The sequence below is a fragment of the Pseudomonas rhodesiae genome (assembly GCF_007858255.1).
Classification (GTDB): Bacteria; Pseudomonadota; Gammaproteobacteria; order Pseudomonadales; family Pseudomonadaceae; genus Aquipseudomonas; species Aquipseudomonas rhodesiae.
This window is the reverse complement of record NZ_VFEU01000024.1, coordinates 1-19,785: the sequence shown is the minus strand read 5'-3', so window position 1 is coordinate 19,785 and position 19,785 is coordinate 1. Positions and strand designations below refer to the sequence as shown.

General features: G+C 60.6%; 21 protein-coding genes. 10 read left to right on the top strand and 11 right to left on the bottom strand.

The window, feature by feature from the left end; all coding sequences use genetic code 11:
- Window positions 1-215: 215 nt before the first annotated feature.
- Window positions 216-1,550, top strand: coding sequence for an MFS transporter (locus FIV35_RS23755; RefSeq protein ID WP_034100862.1), 1,335 nt, complete (start codon window positions 216-218; stop codon window positions 1,548-1,550).
- A 1-nt stretch (window position 1,551) separates the two neighbouring features.
- Here the strand turns inward: FIV35_RS23755 and FIV35_RS23750 are convergent, their stop codons facing one another.
- Window positions 1,552-2,430, bottom strand: coding sequence for a DMT family transporter (locus FIV35_RS23750; RefSeq protein ID WP_034139389.1), 879 nt, complete (start codon window positions 2,428-2,430; stop codon window positions 1,552-1,554).
- Between the two features lie 198 nt (window positions 2,431-2,628).
- Here FIV35_RS23750 and FIV35_RS23745 point away from each other — a divergent pair, with 198 nt between their 5' ends.
- Genes FIV35_RS23745 through FIV35_RS23735 form a run of 3 tightly spaced genes read left to right on the top strand, consistent with a single transcriptional unit; the run spans window position 2,629 to window position 4,967 of the window.
- Complete coding sequence (locus tag FIV35_RS23745; protein ID WP_034139390.1) at window positions 2,629-3,045, top strand: membrane lipoprotein lipid attachment site-containing protein; 417 nt, start codon at window positions 2,629-2,631, stop codon at window positions 3,043-3,045.
- A 53-nt stretch (window positions 3,046-3,098) separates the two neighbouring features.
- Entirely contained in the window at window positions 3,099-3,983 is an 885-nt protein-coding gene (gene ypfJ / locus FIV35_RS23740) for a KPN_02809 family neutral zinc metallopeptidase (RefSeq protein ID WP_034100865.1), read from the top strand.
- Window positions 3,984-4,967, top strand: coding sequence for a lipoprotein (locus FIV35_RS23735; protein WP_034139391.1), 984 nt, complete (start codon window positions 3,984-3,986; stop codon window positions 4,965-4,967).
- A 516-nt stretch (window positions 4,968-5,483) separates the two neighbouring features.
- Here the strand turns inward: FIV35_RS23735 and FIV35_RS23730 are convergent.
- The 3 genes from FIV35_RS23730 to FIV35_RS23720 are packed head-to-tail and all read right to left on the bottom strand — an operon-like array spanning window position 5,484 to window position 7,557.
- On the bottom strand, window positions 5,484-6,083 hold the full coding sequence (locus FIV35_RS23730) for an HAD family hydrolase (protein ID WP_034139392.1): 600 nt from the start codon (window positions 6,081-6,083) through the stop codon (window positions 5,484-5,486).
- On the bottom strand, window positions 6,080-6,949 hold the full coding sequence (tesB, locus tag FIV35_RS23725) for an acyl-CoA thioesterase II (protein WP_034100868.1): 870 nt from the start codon (window positions 6,947-6,949) through the stop codon (window positions 6,080-6,082). The genes FIV35_RS23730 and tesB overlap by 4 nt, the downstream gene beginning before the upstream one ends.
- Before the next feature lie 38 nt (window positions 6,950-6,987).
- Complete coding sequence (locus FIV35_RS23720; protein WP_034100869.1) at window positions 6,988-7,557, bottom strand: GNAT family N-acetyltransferase; 570 nt, start codon at window positions 7,555-7,557, stop codon at window positions 6,988-6,990.
- Window positions 7,558-7,633: 76 nt separating this feature from the next.
- On the opposite strand from FIV35_RS23720, the gene FIV35_RS23715 reads away from it, so the two are divergent.
- Window positions 7,634-8,554 carry a histone deacetylase family protein gene (locus FIV35_RS23715; protein WP_034139393.1) on the top strand — a complete coding sequence of 307 codons (921 nt, stop codon included), beginning with the start codon at window positions 7,634-7,636 and terminating at the stop codon, window positions 8,552-8,554.
- 173 nt (window positions 8,555-8,727) lie between these two features.
- Window positions 8,728-9,954 carry a TIGR03862 family flavoprotein gene (locus FIV35_RS23710; protein ID WP_034139394.1) on the top strand — a complete coding sequence of 409 codons (1,227 nt, stop codon included), beginning with the start codon at window positions 8,728-8,730 and terminating at the stop codon, window positions 9,952-9,954.
- Window positions 9,955-10,076: 122 nt separating this feature from the next.
- Here FIV35_RS23710 and rhlE1 read toward each other — a convergent pair whose 3' ends face one another.
- Window positions 10,077-11,411: an RNA helicase RhlE1 gene (gene rhlE1, locus FIV35_RS23705; RefSeq protein ID WP_034139395.1), complete on the bottom strand. Its 1,335-nt coding sequence runs from the start codon at window positions 11,409-11,411 to the stop codon at window positions 10,077-10,079.
- Window positions 11,412-11,458: 47 nt separating this feature from the next.
- On the bottom strand, window positions 11,459-12,355 hold the full coding sequence (yedA, locus tag FIV35_RS23700; RefSeq protein WP_034139396.1) for a drug/metabolite exporter YedA: 897 nt from the start codon (window positions 12,353-12,355) through the stop codon (window positions 11,459-11,461).
- 159 nt (window positions 12,356-12,514) lie between these two features.
- Between yedA and FIV35_RS23695 the strand changes: the two genes are divergently transcribed.
- The gene (locus FIV35_RS23695) at window positions 12,515-12,976 is read left to right on the top strand and encodes an Lrp/AsnC family transcriptional regulator (protein WP_034100874.1); all 462 of its coding nucleotides are present in this window, start codon (window positions 12,515-12,517) and stop codon (window positions 12,974-12,976) included.
- Window positions 12,977-13,099: 123 nt separating this feature from the next.
- Here the strand turns inward: FIV35_RS23695 and FIV35_RS29985 are convergent, their stop codons facing one another.
- Window positions 13,100-13,372, bottom strand: coding sequence for an acyl carrier protein (locus FIV35_RS29985; protein WP_034139397.1), 273 nt, complete (start codon window positions 13,370-13,372; stop codon window positions 13,100-13,102).
- Window positions 13,362-13,928, bottom strand: coding sequence for a hypothetical protein (locus FIV35_RS23685; RefSeq protein WP_034139398.1), 567 nt, complete (start codon window positions 13,926-13,928; stop codon window positions 13,362-13,364). Before FIV35_RS23685 ends, FIV35_RS29985 begins: the two co-directional genes overlap by 11 nt.
- A 494-nt stretch (window positions 13,929-14,422) precedes the next feature.
- On the opposite strand from FIV35_RS23685, the gene FIV35_RS23680 reads away from it, so the two are divergent.
- Window positions 14,423-14,719 (top strand): DUF3077 domain-containing protein, encoded by a 297-nt coding sequence (locus tag FIV35_RS23680; protein WP_034139399.1) that lies wholly within the window; start codon window positions 14,423-14,425, stop codon window positions 14,717-14,719.
- A gap of 63 nt (window positions 14,720-14,782) precedes the next feature.
- Here FIV35_RS23680 and FIV35_RS23675 read toward each other — a convergent pair whose 3' ends face one another.
- The 3 genes from FIV35_RS23675 to FIV35_RS23665 all read right to left on the bottom strand — a co-directional run bounded on the left by FIV35_RS23675 (window position 14,783) and on the right by FIV35_RS23665 (window position 16,760).
- Window positions 14,783-15,394, bottom strand: coding sequence for a 3'-5' exonuclease (locus FIV35_RS23675; RefSeq protein ID WP_034139400.1), 612 nt, complete (start codon window positions 15,392-15,394; stop codon window positions 14,783-14,785).
- A gap of 25 nt (window positions 15,395-15,419) precedes the next feature.
- Window positions 15,420-15,896, bottom strand: a complete 477-nt coding sequence (locus FIV35_RS23670; protein ID WP_034100876.1) for a LabA-like NYN domain-containing protein — start codon at window positions 15,894-15,896, stop codon at window positions 15,420-15,422.
- 129 nt (window positions 15,897-16,025) lie between these two features.
- The gene (locus FIV35_RS23665) at window positions 16,026-16,760 is read right to left on the bottom strand and encodes a DUF2076 domain-containing protein (RefSeq protein WP_034139401.1); all 735 of its coding nucleotides are present in this window, start codon (window positions 16,758-16,760) and stop codon (window positions 16,026-16,028) included.
- A gap of 179 nt (window positions 16,761-16,939) precedes the next feature.
- Here FIV35_RS23665 and FIV35_RS23660 point away from each other — a divergent pair, with 179 nt between their 5' ends.
- Together FIV35_RS23660 and FIV35_RS23655 are read left to right on the top strand one after the other, a co-directional pair.
- A complete protein-coding gene (locus FIV35_RS23660; RefSeq protein WP_034139403.1) occupies window positions 16,940-17,599 on the top strand; it encodes a YciC family protein in 660 nt (219 codons plus the stop codon).
- Between the two features lie 40 nt (window positions 17,600-17,639).
- A complete protein-coding gene (locus FIV35_RS23655) occupies window positions 17,640-18,728 on the top strand; it encodes an endonuclease/exonuclease/phosphatase family protein (protein WP_034100878.1) in 1,089 nt (362 codons plus the stop codon).
- The last annotated feature ends 1,057 nt before the right edge of the window (window positions 18,729-19,785 follow it).

Below are 19,785 nucleotides of genomic sequence, written 5' to 3'. Positions count from 1 at the left end.
CCCGGCAATGGTTGTTTGTGGCAAATTATTCGCCCCCAGCCTAACGGCAGCAATTAAAATGTACGAACCGGTTAGTTTTTCGGGCGATTATCGAACACTATGCCCTTCTGGCGAATTGACGATTTTTTAACCGCTGCGCACCATCGATCAGGCAACAAACGTTCACAAAAGACCCAGATCACACCATAAAAATTTCAAAAAACGGGTACGACCTCATGCCTCTGCAAAACTCCGTCCTGGCCGAGCGCCCAGGCATGCCGCATGCCGGCATCGGCAGCAAGATCCGCGGCGCCCTGGCCGTGGGTAAAACCCGCTGGGGCATGCTGGCCCTGGTGTTCTTCGCCACCACGCTGAACTACATCGACCGCGCCGCCCTGGGCGTGATGCAGCCGATCCTGGCCAAGGAAATGAGCTGGACGGCGATGGACTACGCCAACATCAACTTCTGGTTCCAAGTCGGCTACGCCATCGGGTTTGTGCTGCAGGGTCGCTTGATCGACCGCGTTGGCGTCAAGCGCGTGTTCTTCTTCGCAGTATTGCTGTGGAGCCTGGCCACCGGCGCCCACGGCCTGGCCACCTCCGCCGTAGGCTTTATGGTCTGCCGCTTTATCCTCGGCCTGACCGAAGCCGCCAACTACCCGGCCTGCGTCAAGACCACCCGCCTGTGGTTCCCCGCTGGCGAGCGGGCCGTGGCGACCGGCATCTTCAACGCCGGCACCAACGTCGGCGCGATGATGACGCCGATGTTGCTGCCGCTGATCTTGCACGTATGGGGCTGGCAGGCGGCGTTCCTGTGCATGTCGGCACTGGGCGGCATCTGGCTGGTGTGCTGGGGCCTGAAGTACTACAACCCAGAAGATCATCCAACGGTTAAACAATCCGAATTGGACTACGTGCAACAAGAACCCGAACCGGAACAACCGCGCGTGCCCTTCAGCCGTATCCTGCGCATGCGTGGCACCTGGGCCTTTGCCCTGGCCTATTCGCTGACCGCGCCGGTGTTCTGGTTCTACCTGTACTGGCTGCCACCGTTTTTGAACCAGCAATACAACCTGGGCATCAACGTGACGCAGATGGGCATCCCGCTGATCATCATTTATCTAACCGCTGACTTCGGCAGTGTGGGTGGGGGGATTCTCTCCTCGTTCTTGATCGGCCGGGGGATGAACTCGATCAAGGCACGGTTGCTGTCGATGCTGCTGTTCGCCTGCTGCATCGTCGGCGTGATCATGGCAGCCGGCTCCAGCCAGCTGTGGGTGGCGGTGTTTGCCATCTCCCTGGCCATCGGCGCGCATCAGGCCTGGACCGCGAATATCTGGAGCCTGGTGATGGACTACACGCCCAAGCACATGATGAGCACGGTGTTCGGCTTTGGCGGCATGTGCGCGGCCATCGGCGGCATGTTCATGACCCAGATCGTCGGCCATATCCTGACCGTGACTAACAACAACTACACCGTGTTGTTCACCCTGATCCCGGCGATGTACTTCATCGCGCTGACCTGGATGTACTTCATGGCGCCGCGCAAGATTCCCAAAGTCGACGTTTGACTCACCGCCGCCGCTGCTGCCAGGCAGCGGCCAACCCGCTCATGCAGATCACCCCGATGCCGACCACCGTGGTCATATCGGGGGTATGGGCAAACACCAGCCAGCCCAATAAACCCGCGAAGACGATCTGGCAATAGCCGAACGGCGCCAGTAAGGCCGGCGCCGCAAAGCGGAACGCCTGGGTCAGCATCAAGTGCGCAGTCATGCCACAGGTGCCCAAGGCCAGCATCATCACGCCGTGCCACAGAGTCGGCACCTGCCAGAAGAACGGCACCAGCGCACTCATCACCAAGGTATTGCACAACCCGGCGAAAAAGTTGCTGGTGGTGGGGGTGTCGTATTGGCTGAGGATGCGCGTCAGCAACTGGTAAAAGCAGAAGAACATCGCCGAACACAACGGCAGCAGCACCGCCGGTGTGAACAGTTCGCCACCGGGGTGGATGATCACCAACACGCCGATAAACCCGCAGATCACCGCCAGCCATTGGCCGCGTGTCACATGCTCACCCAGCAGCGGCACCGAGAGCGCCGTCACCAGAATCGGCGCGAGGAAGTTCACCGCAGTGGCTTCGGCCAGCGGGATGTAATGCAGCGCAGTGGTAAAGAACAGGCTGGTACCCAACAGACACAACGCGCGTACCACCTGCATCCCCGGCCGTTTGCTGCGCAGCACGCGCAACCCCGATTGCGGCAGGAAGATCCCGGCCATCAGCACCGTGTGCACCACATAGCGTGCCCACACCACCATCACAATCGGGTAGAACCCGGCGAGGTATTTGGACAGCGCGTCGTGGCTGGAAAACAGAAAGGTCGCCACCACAATCAGCAGGATGCCTTTGAAAGGATGGTTGACGCCGGACAGCGGGGTACTGACAGTCATGGAATTCTCTTGCGTGGCGGGCTTAACGCTGAGCACTGAACGAGGCCGCGCTCAACCCGGTAATCTAGCAGGCGGGCCGCAGCCTGCCCCGAGAGCATAACCAAACACCGGGCGAACAGCGCACTAAATCATGGGAATCGAGTCCAACCCTGCACGTCGCCTTCCCGTTGCACATTTTTTAATCAAGGCTTTGCCGCTATGAAAAAAACTCTCTTTGTTCTCTCCGCCATCGCCTTGCTCGCCGCCTGTAACCAGGAGGCCAAGCAAGCGCCGAAACCCGCGCCCGCGTCGGTGCAAGCGACCCTGGTTCCGCCAACCCCACCAACCGATCAGTGGGTGGGCAAATGGGTCGGCGTCGAAGGCCTGCACCTGACCATCGCCAAGGACGACAACATCGGCCGCGGTCATTACATCCTTACCATGCAATACGGCCTCGACGCCGATGACAGCGGCACCTTCAAGGGTGAAGCGGCCGAAGACGGGATCGCCTTCAACCGTCCGGATGGCCCGCAACTGCTGCGCGCTGGTGATGGCGCGGCGACCGGCCTCAAATGGCTGGCGGACAAGAAAGACTGCCTGGTTGTGGTGACCGGCGAAGGGTATTGCCGCGATTAACGGCCATACTCCTCTCAATATTTTGTAGGACCGTTCATCAAGAGGATTGCCCCATGCTATGGAAAAAAGGCCGACGCAGCGACAACGTGGTGGATGCCCGCAATGACAGTGGCGGTGGCGGCGGGATGCGCTTCGGCGGCGGCAAGGGCCTGAGCCTCACGGCCATTGTGCTGATTGTCGGTATCGGCTGGTTGACCGGCCAGGACCCGATGCAGATCCTCGGCCAATTGACCGGTCAGATGGAGCAGGCGCCGTCGGTCAGCACCCAGACGCGCCAGGCGCCGCCGGCCAACGATGAGCAGGCCGATTTCGTCCGCGCAGTGCTGGGCGACACCGAGGACACCTGGGGCCAGGTGTTCAAGGAGAATGGCAAGACCTACCAGAACCCCAAGCTGATTCTGTTCCGTGGCCGGGTCAATTCCGCCTGCGGTGGCGCCACTTCGGCGAGCGGTCCGTTTTATTGCCCGGCTGACCAGCAGGTGTACCTGGACCTGGACTTCTTCCGAGAAATGTCCCAACGCTTCCAGGCCGCTGGCGACTTCGCTCAGGCTTACGTGATCGCCCATGAAGTCGGGCACCACGTGCAGACCTTGCTCGGCATCTCGGCGAAGATCCAGGCCGCGCGCCAGCAAGGCCTGCAAATGCAGGGCGACGGTGGGCTGTTGGTGCGTCAGGAACTGCAAGCCGACTGCTTTGCCGGCGTGTGGGCCAACCGCGCACAAAAACGTCTGAACTGGCTGGAACCGGGGGACATCGAAGAAGCCCTGAACGCAGCCAACGCCATCGGCGATGACCGTTTGCAGCAGCAAGGCCAGGGTCGTGTGGTGCCGGATTCGTTCACCCATGGCACCTCCGCACAGCGGGTGCGCTGGTTCAAGGCCGGCTTCGCCCAAGGCCAGATCAGCCAGTGCGACACCTTTAACGCCAAGAGCCTGTAAATGCATAAACGCTCGGGATTGCTGCTGAGTATGTGCCTGGCCTGCTCTACCGCCGGGGCCGTCGAGCATGGGGTCAAGGTAGTCAGCCCTGAGCGTTTCCAGCTGGAGGCCGGCGCCTTAAGCCTGGGTGTAAGCCAGGACTGGCGCCAGCCGCTGCCCCATGTCACCCGCGTGCTGATCGTCGTGCACGGTCGCCTGCGCAATGCGCAGACCTACCTGCACAGTGCCGAAGCCGCCGCCGAACAGGCGGGCCAGGCCGATACGACGCTGGTGATCGCCCCGCAGTTTCTCAACGAGGCCGACGCGCAGCGCAATCACTTGGACAACAGGGTGCTGCGCTGGAAAGGCAATGAGTGGATGGCCGGCGAACCGTCCACGGGCGCAGATCGCGTCAGTTCCTACGGCGCGCTGGACCAACTGATCGAGCATCTGGGGGATCGCCGGTTGTTTCCGGCACTCAAGGAAATCGTGGTCGCCGGTCATTCCGGCGGCGGCCAAGTGGTGCAGCGCTTTGCCCTCCTCGGCCATGACCATCCGACCTTGCATCAGGCCGGCATTCGCCTGCGTTATGTGGTGGCCAATCCATCGTCCTACGCCTACTTCAGCCCCCAACGGCCCGTGCCGTTCGACGCGGCGACCTGCCCCGGTTTCGACGACTGGAAATACGGCCTGCAAAAACTGCCGACCTACGCCAACGGCCAAAGCGCCGCGCAACTTGAGCAAACCTATGTGTCACGCACCATCACGTATCTGCTCGGCCAACAAGACACCAACCCCAACCACCCCGCGCTGGACAAAGGCTGCGAGGCCGAGGCCCAGGGCGCCTATCGGCTGATTCGCGGGCACAACTATTTTGACTACCTCAAGCAACGCCATCCGCAGCTGCGCCAAGAACTGGTGGAAGTGCCTGGGGTGGGGCATAACGGCGATGGGATGCTCAGATCGCCCGAAGGCCAGAAAGTATTGTTTCCCAGCTTTAACTGAACAAACCGGCCCAACCTGTGGGAAGTGACTAGCACCCGATAGCCATAGGTACCCACACAACCCTCAAAGGCTGAAATAACTCTGTGGTGAACTCTGCTGTTTGTAGTGAGCTGGGCTTGTTGTGGTGACCTTGGCTTATTGTGGTGACCTTGGCTTGTTGTGGTGACCTTGGCTTGCTGTGGTGACCTTGGCTTGCTGTGGTGACCTTGGCTTGCTGTGGTGACCTTGGCTTGCTGTGGTGACCTTGGCTTGCCCCGCGCTGGGTTGCGAAGCAGCCCCATTCCAGGCGATGTGGTTTCAGCTGACACTCCGAGGTGCCTGAGTTTGGGGCCGCTTCGCAGCCCAGCGCGGGGCAAGCCCGCTCACCACTAGAGCCTCGTCTACTGAGGTGATGGCTCACTGAAGGTGGATAGAGACCCATGCCCCGATAGCGCTGGGTCAATCAGCCCAGCTGTTGCTGACGTACCGTCATCGGGGCAAGTCGAATCGGCACACCGCCCCTCCCACCTTTGATAGTCATTGCCTGGGCTGGATCATCCGGTGCAGTGCCGCGCAGTCTGCGGCATGCCAGTCCGTCAACTCGGGCCACGGGTTCTCCGGCAGGTTTACCAACACGGTCCGCGTTCCCGCCGCACGGCCGCAATCGAGGTCGAAGCGGTAATCCCCAACCATCACCATCTCGTCCGGCGCGACCTGCCATGCCGCTGCCAGCTTCAGCAGGCCCCCCGGTTCCGGTTTGGGCGGTGCGTCTTCGCGGCCCAGAACATCGTCGGCGGCGAAGCAGTCGGCCAGGCCGATGGCCTGCAACGTAACGTGGGCCAGTTCCCGTGCGTTGCGGGTCAGGATGCCCAGGCGATAACCGCGCGCAGCCAACTCGCGCACCAGTTCCACCGCACCGTCCGCTGCCACCGAGCCCAGCGCCAGTTCACGCTCATGCTCCAGTAACCAGGCATGTTTGGTCGCCGCCACCTCGGCGGGCAATGCCGCCAGGTGGGTGAGGATGTCGTCCTCGGGTGGAATCTCCAGGGCTACGCGGATGGCCGCGAAATCATGCACAGCCACCGTGAGGGTGCCGTCCATATCGAAGACCCAGTGCTTAACGTCCGTCAGGCTCATGCCCAATCCTTGCGATGGCGGATCAGCCCTTCCTGGGTCACCGACGCCACCAACTGCCCGGCGCGGTTGAACACGCTGCCACGGGAGAAGCCTCGGGAGTTGCCGGCCCACGGGCTATCCATGGCGTAGAGCAGCCAATCGTCGGCGCGCAGATCGGCGTGGAACCACAGCGCGTGGTCGAGGCTGGCGACCTGCATATCTTTCTGCCACACGGTCTTGCCGTGGGGCAGCAACGATGTGGTCAACAGGCCGAAGTCCGATGCGTAGGCCAGCAGGTATTTATGCAGCGCCGGCGCATCGGCCAGGGCGCCGTCGGCACGAAACCACACGTACTTGACCGGGTCGGACGGCTGCGGGTTGTAGGGATCTTTTTCAGTGACGGGGCGCACTTCGATCGGCTTGGCGCACAGCAGTTTGTCGCGCATGGGCTCGGGGATCAGGTGCGCACGCTGGCGTGTCAGCTCCAGCTCCGATGGCAGGTTTTCCGGGCCCACCACTACGGGCATGGTGCTCTGGTGCTCGAAGCCTGCTTCGTCGTACTGGAACGAGGCGCTGCATGTAAAAATCGGCTGCCCCTTCTGGATTGCCGTGACCCGGCGTGTACTGAAGCTGCCGCCGTCGCGCACGCGGTCCACCGAGTACACCACCGGCAACCCCGCATCGCCGGGGCGCAGGAAGTAACCGTGCAGGGAGTGCACATGCCGCGCTTCTTCGACGGTCTGGCTGGCCGCCGACAGCGACTGGCCGAGCACCTGGCCACCGAACAACTGGCGAAAACCCAGGTCCTGGCTGCGGCCGCGAAAGAGGTTTTCCTCAATCGGCTCCAGAGTCAGCAGGTCCACCAGATCTTCCAATACTTGGCTCATTGAGCAACTCCTAAAAACGATAGGGCATTCCGGGCTGCTTATCCGTGCAGCGTGTCCAACCATTGGGCGCGGGTGATGCGGTACAAAACATGATGACGCAGCGGGTCGTCGGCCGCGACTTTGGGGTGCTCGAAATCGGCTTGCGGATCGTAATGCATACCGATGGCCTGCATGACTTTTTGTGAAGGCAGATTGGCCTCGGTGGTGAAGGCGACGATTTCATCCAACTGCAATCGATCGAAGCCACACCGCAGCGCAGTCCAGGCCGCTTCACTGGCGTAGCCCAAACCCCAGTGCTCGCGCGCCAGACGCCAGCCAATCTCCACCGCCGGGGTGAAGCCGGTTTCAAAGCTGACGTTCTGCAACCCGGTGAGGCCGATAAACTCGCCAGTGTCCTTGCGCTGCAAGGCCCAGAAACCAAAACCATATTCGGCGAAATGCCCACGGATGCGCCCGATCAACGCGGCGCTTTCCAGATGGCTCAGCCGGGCCGGAAAATAGCGCATCACCTGAGGGTCGTCGCACATACTCGCAAACGCCTTGAGGTCTTTGTCGCGCCACTGGCGCAGCACCAGCCGCGCGCTTTCCAATTCCAGTATCGGCTCCATGGGGCCCCCTCCCTTGCCATGTGCGTGAGTGTACAGCGCTGTTAAGATCCGTCGCAGGTTCCCGTCAGAAAATTCCATGCCATTGCCACTGATTTACCACGATGACTACAGCCCCGAGTTCCCGGCAGACCACCGGTTCCCGATGGATAAATTCCGCCTGCTGCGTGACCACCTGGTGGCCAGCGGCCTGACCGAGGACAGCCAACTGCTGCGCCCGTCATTGTGCCCGCCGCAGATTCTGGCCCTGGCCCATGAACCTGGGTATATCGAACGCTACATGAGCGGCGAGTTGTCCCGCGAAGACCAACGGCGCCTCGGCCTGCCCTGGAGCGAAGCCCTGGCCCAGCGCACGGTGCGCGCGGTCGGCGGCTCGATTCTGACCGCCGAAAAAGCCCTGGAACATGGCCTGGCCTGCCACTTGGCGGGCGGCACCCACCATGCCCATTACGATTACCCGGCTGGCTTTTGCATTTTCAATGACCTGGCGGTGATCAGCCGTTACCTGCTGGAAAGCGGCCGGGTCAACCGCGTGCTGATATTCGACTGCGACGTGCACCAGGGCGACGGCACTGCACGCATCCTGCACGACACACCGGAAGCGATCACCGTGTCGCTGCACTGCGAAAAAAACTTCCCGGCACGCAAGGCCCATAGCGACTGGGACATCCCGTTGCCCATGGGCATGGGCGATGCCGACTACCTCAAGGTGGTCGATGACGCCCTCAACTACCTGCTGCCGCTGTATCAGCCCGACCTGGTGCTATACGACGCCGGCGTGGATGTGCATAAGGACGACGCCCTCGGTTACCTCAAGCTGACAGACCTGGGCCTGGCCGACCGTGATGAACGCGTAATGCGTCACTGCCTGGGCCGTGACATCCCGGTGATGGGCGTGATCGGCGGCGGCTACAGCAAAGACCGCGCCGCCCTGGCCCGCCGCCACGGCATCCTGCACCACAGTGCGCAGCGGGTATGGGCGTCATCAGGCTGTCATTGAACCGTGGGCCGTTACCCACAATGCCTGTGGAACGGCCTGTGGATAACTTGAGCGTAAGCGTCTACGAGCCAGTAGCTGTATAGCGTGTAGGAAGCTGTACATTTTTTGATCAGGCAAGGCTGCGCCGCTCGGGTAGAATGCTCGGCTTATTTCCGCGACCGTAGCCTCTGCCCATGTCCGACCTTTCTGCTCATCACGTCACCATTATCGGCGGCGGCCCTGCCGGCTTGATGGCCGCCGAAGTCCTGAGCCTGGCGGGCGTGCGGGTCGATCTGTACGACGGCATGCCATCGGTGGGGCGCAAATTCCTGCTGGCCGGCGTGGGCGGCATGAACATCACCCATTCCGAAGCGTACCCGGCATTTATCGCCCGCTACGCCGAGCGCGCGCCGCAGATGGCGCCGTTACTGCGAGGGTTTGGCGCTGACGACTTGTGCAACTGGATACACGGCCTGGGCATCCAGACGTTTGTCGGTACCTCCGGCCGCGTGTTTCCCACCGACATGAAAGCCGCCCCGCTGCTACGCGCCTGGCTCAAGCGTCTGCGCGAACAAGGCGTGGTTATCCACACCCGGCATCGCTGGACCGGCTGGACTGCCGAGGGTGATTTACTTATCCACAGCCCGGACGGCGATAAAACCCTGCGCAGCGACGCGGTGTTGCTGGCCCTGGGCGGCGGCAGTTGGTCGCGCCTGGGCTCCGACGGCGCATGGCTCAAGCTGCTGGAAGACAAAGGCGTGCCCTATGCTCGCTTGCAACCGAGCAACTGTGGCTTTGAGGTGTCTGCCTGGAGCGAGTTGATGGTCAGCAAATTCGCCGGCGCGCCGTTGAAAAACGTCGCCATCGGCTTGGGGGGGGGCAAACCGCGGCTGGGCGAATGCGTGATCACCGCCACCGGCATCGAAGGCAGCCTGATCTACGCACTGTCGGCGCCGATTCGGGAAGCGATCAACCGCGACCGCGCGGCCACCGTGCATATCGATTTGCTGCCAAGCAAACCGCTGGATAAGGTCCTGGCGGCCCTGGCCAAGCCGCGCGGTTCACGCTCGATAAGCAAGCATTTGCACAGTCAGCTGGGGCTGGATGGCGTGAAAGCCGCGCTGCTGCGCGAGTTGACGCCAGCCGAGCATTTCCAGGATCCCGCGCAATTGGCGGTGGATATCAAGGCGTTGCCGCTGACGCTGGTGAAAACTCGGCCGATGGATGAGGCGATCAGCACAGCCGGCGGCGTGCCGTTCGAAGCACTGGACGAACGCTTGATGCTCAAGCAATTGCCGGGGGTGTTTTGTGCCGGTGAGATGCTGGATTGGGAGGCGCCGACGGGCGGGTATTTGCTGACGGGGTGCTTTGCCAGTGGTCGGGCAGCTGGGCGGGGCGTGCTGGAATGGCTTAATCGTTGAGATGTGTGGTGTGTTTGAAACCACCATCGGGGGCAAGCCCCCTCCCACAGTTTGATTTGTGAATACAGTCAAAATGTGGGAGGGGGCTTGCCCCCGATAAGGCCATCAACCACACCGCAAAGTCACTTCTTCTTACGCGGCCCGGTATTGAACACCGGCACCTTACGCACCGGCTTGATCGAAGGCTCCGACGGTGCGACATCACCACTGTCCACCCACTTGCCCAAATTGCGCTTGCCGCCACCACCGGACGCCTTGGGCTTCTTCGGTTTTTTCGGCTTCTTCACCACCTGACCGCTGGCGTCGGTTTCGGGTACGCGGTGCTCGGGCTCGAACTCCGGCTCGGTTTTGCGCGTGAGGGTCTGACGGGTCAGCATCTCGATAGCCGACAGCATGTTCACTTCATCGGCGCACACCAGGGAAATCGCCTCGCCGGTGTTGCCCGCGCGGCCGGTGCGGCCGATGCGGTGGATGTAGTCCTCGGCCACGATCGGCAAATCGAAGTTGACCACCAGCGGCAGGTCTTCAATGTCCAGGCCACGGGCCGCCACATCGGTGGCCACCAGGATCTGCACATCGCTGGACTTGAAGCGGTCCAGCGCGCGTTGGCGCGTAGCCTGGGGCTTGTCGCCATGGATGCCATCGGCGTTCACGCCCAGGCCCTGCAACTTGTCCACCAGCGCGTCCACGCCGTTGCGGGTCTTGGCGAACACCAGCACCTGCTTCCAGCGGCCTTTGCGCATCAGGTGCACAAACAGCTCCGGCTTGCGCTTCTTGTCCACCGGCACCACCCACTGCTTGACGGTGTTGGCTGCCACGTTGCGCGGGCTGACTTCGATGCTCAGCGGGTCGTTAAGCATTTGCCCGGCCAGCAGACGGATGTCATCGGAGAAGGTCGCCGAGAACAGCAGGGTCTGGCGCTTTTTCGGCAGCATGCGGTAGATGTTCGCCAGTTCTTCGGAGAAGCCCAGGTCGAGCATGCGGTCGGCCTCATCCAGCACCAGGGTTTGCAACTGGTTGAGTTTCAGCGCGTTCTGGCGGAACAGGTCGATCAGGCGGCCCGGTGTGGCGACCAGGATGTCGACGCCCTTGCGCAGCTTCATCATTTGCGGGTTGATGCTCACGCCGCCGTACACCGCGTAGGTAGTCAGCGGCAGGTGTTGCGCATATTCGGCGACGCTGGCGTGAACCTGCTCGGCCAGCTCGCGGGTCGGGCACAGGATCAGCGCGCGCGCCGAGTTGGCGGCGACTTTCGGCCCTTCCATGGTCAGCAATTGCAGCAACGGCACGGCGAAACCAGCGGTCTTGCCGGTGCCGGTCTGGGCGGCGGCCATCAAGTCGCGACCGGCCAGCACCGCCGGAATGGCTTGCGCCTGCACCGGCGTCGGGGTCTGGTAGCCGAGCGTCTCAAGGGCGCGCAGCAAGGGTTCGATCAGGCCAAGGGAGGCGAAAGTCATGTAGTTACCGTAGGAAAAATCAACGCAAGGTCGCAATGCGCGGCAGTTTACCTTATTTCCGGCTTGGGCTTGCGCCACTGGGGCAGGCTGATCAACAGCACCGCGCTGATAATCACCAGCATCGCCAAGGCTTCTTCCAGGCCGATGCTCTCACCGACGAACACAATCCCCAGCAACACCGCCACCGCCGGGTTGACGTAGGCGTAACTGGTCGCCGCCGCCGGGCGTACGTGCTTGAGCAGGTACATGTAGGCGTTGAACGCGATGATCGAGCCGAACACGGTCAGGTAGGCCAGGGCCAGCCAGCCTTCCAGCGGCGGCAGGGCTTGCAGGTGTTCGCCGGACAGCGCACTGCCGAGCAGCAGCGCTACACCGGCCACCAGCATTTCCGCGGCACTGGCCATGGCGCCCTGGGGCAATGGCAACTGCCGGCTCCACACCGAACCGAACGCCCACGAAGCCGCCGCAAACAGCAACAACGCGGCCCCTATCGGACTCGATTGCAGGGTGCTGCCCATGTTGAGCATGGCGATGCCGACGATCCCCAGGATCACCCCGGCCCATTCCAGCCGCGTATTGCGCGCGCCCCAGAAGTACCCGCACAGCAGGGTGAACAGCGGCACCGTCGCCACCGCCAGCGCCGCCACCCCGGACGACACGCCGGTGTGCTCGGCCACGCTGACGCCGCCATTGCCGAAGGTGAGCAGCAAAATGCCGATCATCCCGGCGGCTTTCCATTGCCTCCAAGTCGGCGCCGGCACCCCACGCCATCTGAGGTAGCCATACATCAACGCCCCCGCCGTGCAAAACCGAATCCCCGCTAGCAACAGCGGCGGCCAATATTCGACGCCGATGCGGATCACCAGGTAGGTGGAACCCCAGATCACATATAAGGCAAAGAAGGCAGCGATCAACGGTAAGGGAAAGCGACGTGGGCCAGGCATGGGGCGGCTCTATGACGGAAACGGGAGGCTTATTCTAGAAAGGCAGACGGATAAAAATAAGTTACAAAACCTGTTTAAACGGCCCATACACTTTTCAAAACAGGGTTATGGGGGCTATAAGCTTTGTTTTCGAAAGCAACCGGTGATTGGAGCCTTTCTATGGACAAATACGACCGCATGCTCCTCAACGCCCTGCTTGAAGACGGCCGCGCGTCCTACGCACAACTGGCGCGCATCGTTAACCTCTCCGCCCCGGCCGTGGCCGAACGCGTGGCCAAGCTGGAGGCCAGCGGGGTAATCACCGGCTATCAAGCCAAGGTGGACCTGTCCAAAGTGGGCTTACCGATTCAATGCGTGATTGAACTGCGCCTGACCCACCACGGTAATCAAAAGGTCTACGACGCCCTCGCCGAAATCCCCGAACTAACCGAGTGCCACCGCGTCACCGGCGACCCCTGCGTGATCATGCAGGCGGCGGTGGGGTCGATGCAGGAGCTGGAAAACCTGATCAACCGGATTGCAAAATTTGGGTTCAGCAAGACCTCGATCATCCTATCCAGCGCGATAGAACGGCGAGTGCCGTTGGGGCAGTTGGAGGGCAACGGGAAAACGCTTGGCTGATAGATCGCCATCGGGGGCAAGCCCCCTCCCACAGTTTTGACCGCGTTGACTGCGCCAATCCGAAGGTAAACACAGATCCAATGTGGGAGATCCAATGTGGGAGGGGGCTTGCCCCCGATGGCGTCAGTGGCCGCACTGCAAATTCGAGCGTTCAACGATCAAGTCGACTATCTGCTTGATGGTAGTGATGTGATCCCAATCCTCCTGCGTCGCCTGCAAGTTGAATTGCCACTTGATCTGCATGACAAAGCAGGTCAAATCATCATCAATAATCTTGAAGTCATGGATGAAGTCCGTTTGCTCCGTGACCTGGCTTCGGTCGACAAAGCCGATGATATCGACGAATAGCTGAATTACCTTTTCGCTGATCTCGGTTCTAGTCGGGCTACCTTCCATTTCTGGCCTCATAGGCGCACTTACCAATACTGATTAGATCAAAAATAGCTAACCCCGCAGCTACGAACGGAATGCCCCGTCCAATAATGCCAAAAACCCGGACGGTGCCAAACGTTGCTTTCGCCATCCTGGCCACCGTGGGTTGCCTGATCAATGTACGGGGGAAAAAGCGCATGCCAATAAGACTCGCCAAGTTCGTCGTTTTGCTGGAGCCAACATGAACCCAAGTGCCCACGGCTATTTTGCTTATAGGTATGCCCGCGACACCAGTGAGAACCGTTGCGGCCGTCAAGCCGTAGTGTTGCTGTGTGCATTTCCAGAGTTCGTCAAACGTGGTGCTCGGCACCGAGGAGTCAGCATGAACGGGCTTTAGGAACTGGTAACTGGCGCCATGGGTCCAGCTTGGCGAACCAGGTAAAACCATGACTGCCGGGCAGCTTGTCATCGCGTTTCCCAAATGAAACGCCACGTTTGAAGTTGAGCCGAAATCGATGCCGTTACGCTGGAGTTCAAACTGGCTTCGCATGATTGCTGTGTGAAGATCGCTTTCGTGCATGACGTAGTCCCTGTACGTAAATGACAGCCGAGATCTTAGGTCGCAGCGAAGGGCTATAGACGGGAGAAGGGAGAATCCAGAAACGTCTGACAGCACATCAAGGCTAAGCTTACTGACTATTCAGAAAGCAAATAAACGCCCCCAAAAAGAGCTGTTGTTTCAAAGGCCAGCAAGACTGATCCCTTTCATTTGCGGGACGTTTCCGAGAGAATCCAACCGTCTTGTTTCCGTCGGATCAGGTAGCTAGTCTCGCCCAGTCATCAAGTTCTCGGTGACCGGACGTGCAAGTCCGATGGCAAGCGAGATCACAAATCAACCTACAGCTTTACGCCTAGCCTCAGGCTTTCAATATGCCCGTTATGGCGGCTGTGCGTGGGAGACCTTCGGGTCTGCTGGGTTTACTTCTTGCCCCGGTCTTGCACACCTACGTACAGTTGCCACCCTATTCGCGTGCAAGCGAACGGTGTCGACTTCTTCCAGCAAGGAGTTCAACCATGGTCAAAGTCACGCCCGATCCACCCCACTTCCCCAGCGAAGACGCCCTGCTCCACCGCCGCGCCATCGATTACTACCTCAAAGCCTGCGCCCCGGATGCGCCCACTTTCCCCCTGAACGACAACCTGAGCCTCGAAGACGCCCTCGCCCACGCGGCGGATTTGTTGCACTGCGCGGTGGGCACTGCACATTCGTCGGGGGAAGCGATGGATGTGCAGCAGCGGGCGGTGATGCATTTGGTGGAGATGGCAAAGGGCGTGGTGGATCAAGCCCTGGAGTGTGTGCAGCCTCGATGAACGACACATAACTAGTGTGGGAGGGGGCTTGCCCCCTCCCACATTTCCAGCGGCGTTGTTCTGTCAGAACCCGCGATGTTTCTTCAGGTGCTCATTGATCTTCGCCGCCGGCACTTTCTGCAAGGTGCATAGCAGGTCGTGGGACAGTTCGCGCAAGCCGTGAGTCCCGCGCAACTCCTTGGCCAAATGCGCCGTCAGGTTGGCGGCCATTTCCGCGTCCGCCAATGCCCGGTGAGCCTTGCCGGTGTGAGGCAGTTGAGCGAAAGCATTCAAGGTGCCGAGCTTATGGTTGGGGGCCGAGGGCATCAGGCGACGGGCCAGTAGCAGGGAGCAGGCGAATTTCTGCAGGCGGGTGCGGCGGATCAGGCCCAGTTCGAAGTCCCAGAACTTCTGGTCGAACGCGGCGTTGTGCGCCAGCAGCGGCGTGGTGCCGACGAACTCGTTGACTTCGTTCATCACCCGCTCGGCCGGTGGCGCGCTACGCAACATAGCGTTGCTGATGCCGGTCAGTTGTTCGATAAAGCCCGGCACGCGCACGCCGGCATTCATCAGGCTCTGGTAGCGGTCGACGATCTGCCCACGCTCAAGGATGACCACGGCAATTTCCGTGGCCCGGCATTGGCTGCTCGGGGTGATGCCGGTGGTTTCAAAGTCGATGACCGCTATACGTTCCAAACCTGTTCCTACTCCGTCAAAACAACTATTTGAGCAGCAACGCGCCTTCGATCGGCACGTAGCGGCTGGCGGCGCGTATCAATGAATTGGCCGTGAGCCCCGGTACGCCATAAGCCACGGCTTCAACGCCATGTTTGTGGATGATGCGTTCGAGCAGCATGTCGAAATCGCCGTCGCCGGAGGCCAGCACCACTTCGTCGACGTGGTCGGCGGCGTCCATGATGTCGAGGGTGATGCCCACGTCCCAGTCGCCCTTGGCCGAGCCGTCGCTGCGCTGGATATACGGCTTGAGTTTTACCGTGAACCCCAGGTTGCGCAGGATCTGCTGGAACTGCTGCTGCTTGCTGTCGCCCCGGTCGATGGCATAGGCGTACGCCTCGACGATCTGCCCGCGCGAGCTGATATCAGCCCACAGGGCGGCGTAATTGAAGTGGCAGCCATAAGCCTGGCGCACGGTGTAATAGAGGTTTTGTACATCGGCGAACACTGCAATTTTCTTCACCGCACTTCCCCATGACAGCCATTTGGACCCGGCATACGGGGGTCCGCAAAGGCGCCAGTATGCCAGCCAGCGGGAAGTTTCCGGGAAAAAATCAGACCGGGGCGCTATGCCGCCCCGGTCTGGCTATGTTCAGACGAAGGAATCGTCGTCGCCGAAGGAGGATGAATCGTCGGAATAATCGCTGTCGGCGAAGCTGTCAGCATTGTTGCTGCCCCAACTGTCATCGCCGGCGTATTTCTGGTCATCGTTGCCCCAACCGCCTTGATCGCTGGCCGGCGCCGGTTGTTCGATGATTTCCTCCACCACCTGCGGTTGCGAGTTGTGGTGGAACAGGCTGCTGATGCCCTCGGCCAGTAACACACCACCGGCCACGCCGGCGGCGGTTTTCATGGCGCCGCCAAGGAAGCCGCTGCCCACGGGCGCGGCAGGCGCTTGGGGTGGTTGCTGATAGTTCTGTTGTGGCGCGGGCTGGCTAAAGGAAGGCCGCGCCGGTTCGCGCCAACCGCCGCCCGTGGAGGCCGGAGCGCTCTGGGTCGGTTGTGCGTCGCGGGAGCCGCCGCCAAAGATGCTCGACAGGAACCCGCCACCGCTGGAGGCCGCAGGTTGCGCGGATTTGGCACGCTGCAACTCTTCCTGCAACTGCTGGATCTGCTGCGCCTGTTGCTTGTTCTGCGCGTCGAGGCTCTGGAGTGCGTGTTCCTGCACCAGAATCGACTGGGTCATGTAGTACCCGGCGGCCGGTAGGCGAGTCATGTGCTCCTTGATCCGCGCTTCGGCCTGGGCGTCGCGGGGGGCTGAATCCGTTTCGGCTTGCTGCAACCGTGAAAACAGTCCATCGATCAGGGTTTGCTCTTCGCTGTTCATGGCGACCTCGTTAGATTGCCGGTAGAAATCATGGTCCTGCCAGGGTTAAGGCAGGTGCGTGCTAGTTATGGGGCTGTTACCAATTGTTTCAATGGTCTTTACTCAAGGTTTACGTTTGCGCCCCTGCGATGCTGATCGGTTAAAGTGTCGCCCTTGTTTACAGGCCTGCGATGAACCTGATGAATCCGTTAGACGTACTGCGCGACTCCTTCCGTTTTACCCAGCGCAATCTGGGCGCCATCGTTCAGTTGTGCCTGCCCTTGGTGATTCTTGAAGCGGTGCTGCAACAGGTGCTCGACCATACGCTGGGGGCGGATGCCTTCCCCGGTTACAGCGTGGTGGTGGGGCTGCTGGTGTACCCGTTGTACACCGGCGCCCTGATCCTGTTCCTCGATGCCCGCACCCGTGGCGAGGCGCCGCGTACCCGCGATGTGTGGGCGATGGCGCTGACCCTGTGGCCGCGTTTCGCGCTGCTGACGGCGATGAGTACGCTGCTGATTCTGCTGGGGCTGTCACTGTATTTTCTGCCAGGGCTGTGGCTGATGGTGGTGCTGGCGTTCGCCGAATACCTGTTGGTGCTGCGCGACATGCCGGCACTGGAGGCGATGAAAGAAAGTTTTCGTCTGACGCGCGGCCACTTCTGGCGCATCCTGGTGTGCCTGCTGTGCGTGATGACGCCGCTGTGGCTGCTCAAGGGCGCAAGCGTCGCGGCGTATCCCGAACCCGCGCCATTGCTGGGGGTGTTGATCGACAGCGCCCACAGCTTCCTGCAATTGTTCACCAGTGTGGTGCTGTTCCGTTTATTCATGCTGATCGGTGGCGACGCCGACGCACGGTGATATGCTCCCCGCCATTCCTGACACGCCATAAGCCGAGCCGATGACCCGTTTATTGCGCATCACCTTGCTGGGCCTGTTGTTGATCGCGGGCCTGTTGACCGCGTTGATCTATAGCCTGACCTGGCGCCCCGAGCCCAAGCAGACCCTGCCCGTCAGCTGCGTGGCGCCACGTGCGCCGACCCTGTTGCCCGGGCAGGCGCTCAAAGTGATGACGTGGAACGTGCAATACCTGGCCGGCAAGAACTACGTGTTCTGGTATGACACACCCGACGGCAGCGGCCCGGACGAGCGCCCCACCGTAGAAGACATGGCCGCCAGCCTCGACGAAGTGGCGCGGGTGATCCGCGACGAACAACCCGACATCCTGCTGTTGCAGGAACTCGACGAAAACGCCAAGCCCTCCCATTACCAGGATCAACTCGCGTTGCTGCAAGAACGCTTGGTGGACCTCTACCCGTGCAGCGCCCAGACGTTCGACTGGAAGGCCGATTTCGTGCCCGACCGGCATATCTTCGGCAGCGTCGGCCGCAAGCTCGCCACCCTCAGCCGCTACCAGATCGAACACGCCGAGCGCCTGCAACTGCCGGCGCCCGATGCTGGCTTGATCAGCCGCCAGTTCCAACCCAAGCCGGCTCTGCTGCTGACGTATTTACCCCTAAGCGACGGCGGCCAACTGGCGGTACTGAACACGCGCCTTAGCGCCGACATGCCGGGACGCAGCGTCGCACAGGAACAGGTGCAGGCCACGGTCAAGCTGCTGGATAAATTCGAGGGGCGTGGCACGCCGTGGTTGATCGGCGGCGATTTCAACCTGCTGCCGCTGGGGCAATTCCTGCGCCTGGACGCCAGCAAACGCGGGCAATATTCGCCGGACAGCGAACTGCATCTGCTGTGGGATAAATACCCGATGATCCCCAGCAACAGCCAGTCCAGCGGCATCGACCGCGAGAAGTGGCTGACCTACTTCCCCAACGACCCAAGCATCGATGGCCCGGATCGCACCGTCGATTACCTGTTCTACAGCCCTCGTATCAAGCGGGTGGAGGCCAAGGTGCGGCAGGAGGATACGTTGCGCATTTCCAACCATTTGCCGGTGATTGCCCGCTTCCTGCTGCCCGCCGCGCAATAACTGTGGGAGGGGGCTTGCCCCCTCCTACAGTTGGAGGCTTAGGGTTACGACTTTCGGGGTTTGATCCGCGCGGTCGGCTCGGCTATCAGCGGATCATCCGGCCAGTAATGCGTTGTAGCAGCTTGCAGTTCCTAAGATTGACACCCACATACCGCCCGTAACACTTGATCTTCCGATAATTTCATCGTTCAACGATTGACAGTCAATCTTGCTAACTCGGATTGACAGAAATCAAGGTCGTATAGGACAGGATTGACAGTTATCGGACCTATGATTGACTTTCCGGTGCAGCGAAAAACCGTTAAGTTTGACAAGCACCAGGAGCAATCATGGCGTGAGACCACCTACTTAGGCTTAGCACCTGATGACACCAGCGCACAGACAAAGCTCTCTGTCATGTGCGCAGCCGCGTTAACAAATTTTGGCTTAGCTCTTACCTTCCTCAACTGATGATCTCGACACGTATTTGCACGGCCTTAATCGCACGGATACCTCGCATTGATCCGAAGGCAGCGGCCTAGTCGATCCAACGAGTCGTAACGGTCTCGATTCGTCTCACGGAGCGGTTTCCTTGCGTGCTTGCTTTTCAGCTCTTTCAGCCTTCCGAGCGTCTAGGATTGCTTGCTTTTCAGCTCTTTCGGCTTCTTCGCCTTCTGCGATGATGTTTCTGTACATCTCTGCGCAGGAATTTGGATCAGATCGGCCCTTTTTAACCATTTGCTCGCATAGATCGCGCGCTTCACGGGCAGTGTTCCGGTATTCAGGGATAGTTGATCCGTAAATCAACATGCCAATGAAAAGTGCGACGGGGATTCCAATGACCCAAGGCCATATTGCAGGTTTCCTTGGTTTCGGCACCGAAGCGCCACACTTAGGACAGGCAAAAGCAGTTGTGCTGATTTCGTAATGACACTCTCTGCATCCCACTAAGGATGGTCTGAAGTAGCCATGTATTTCCCCGGCATACCACCTAGCGCAACTTTTAAACTCGCCAAATGATCAAAAAACAATCAATTCGACGAGTATTTCTTACGTTTTCGCCACCCGGACCCCACTC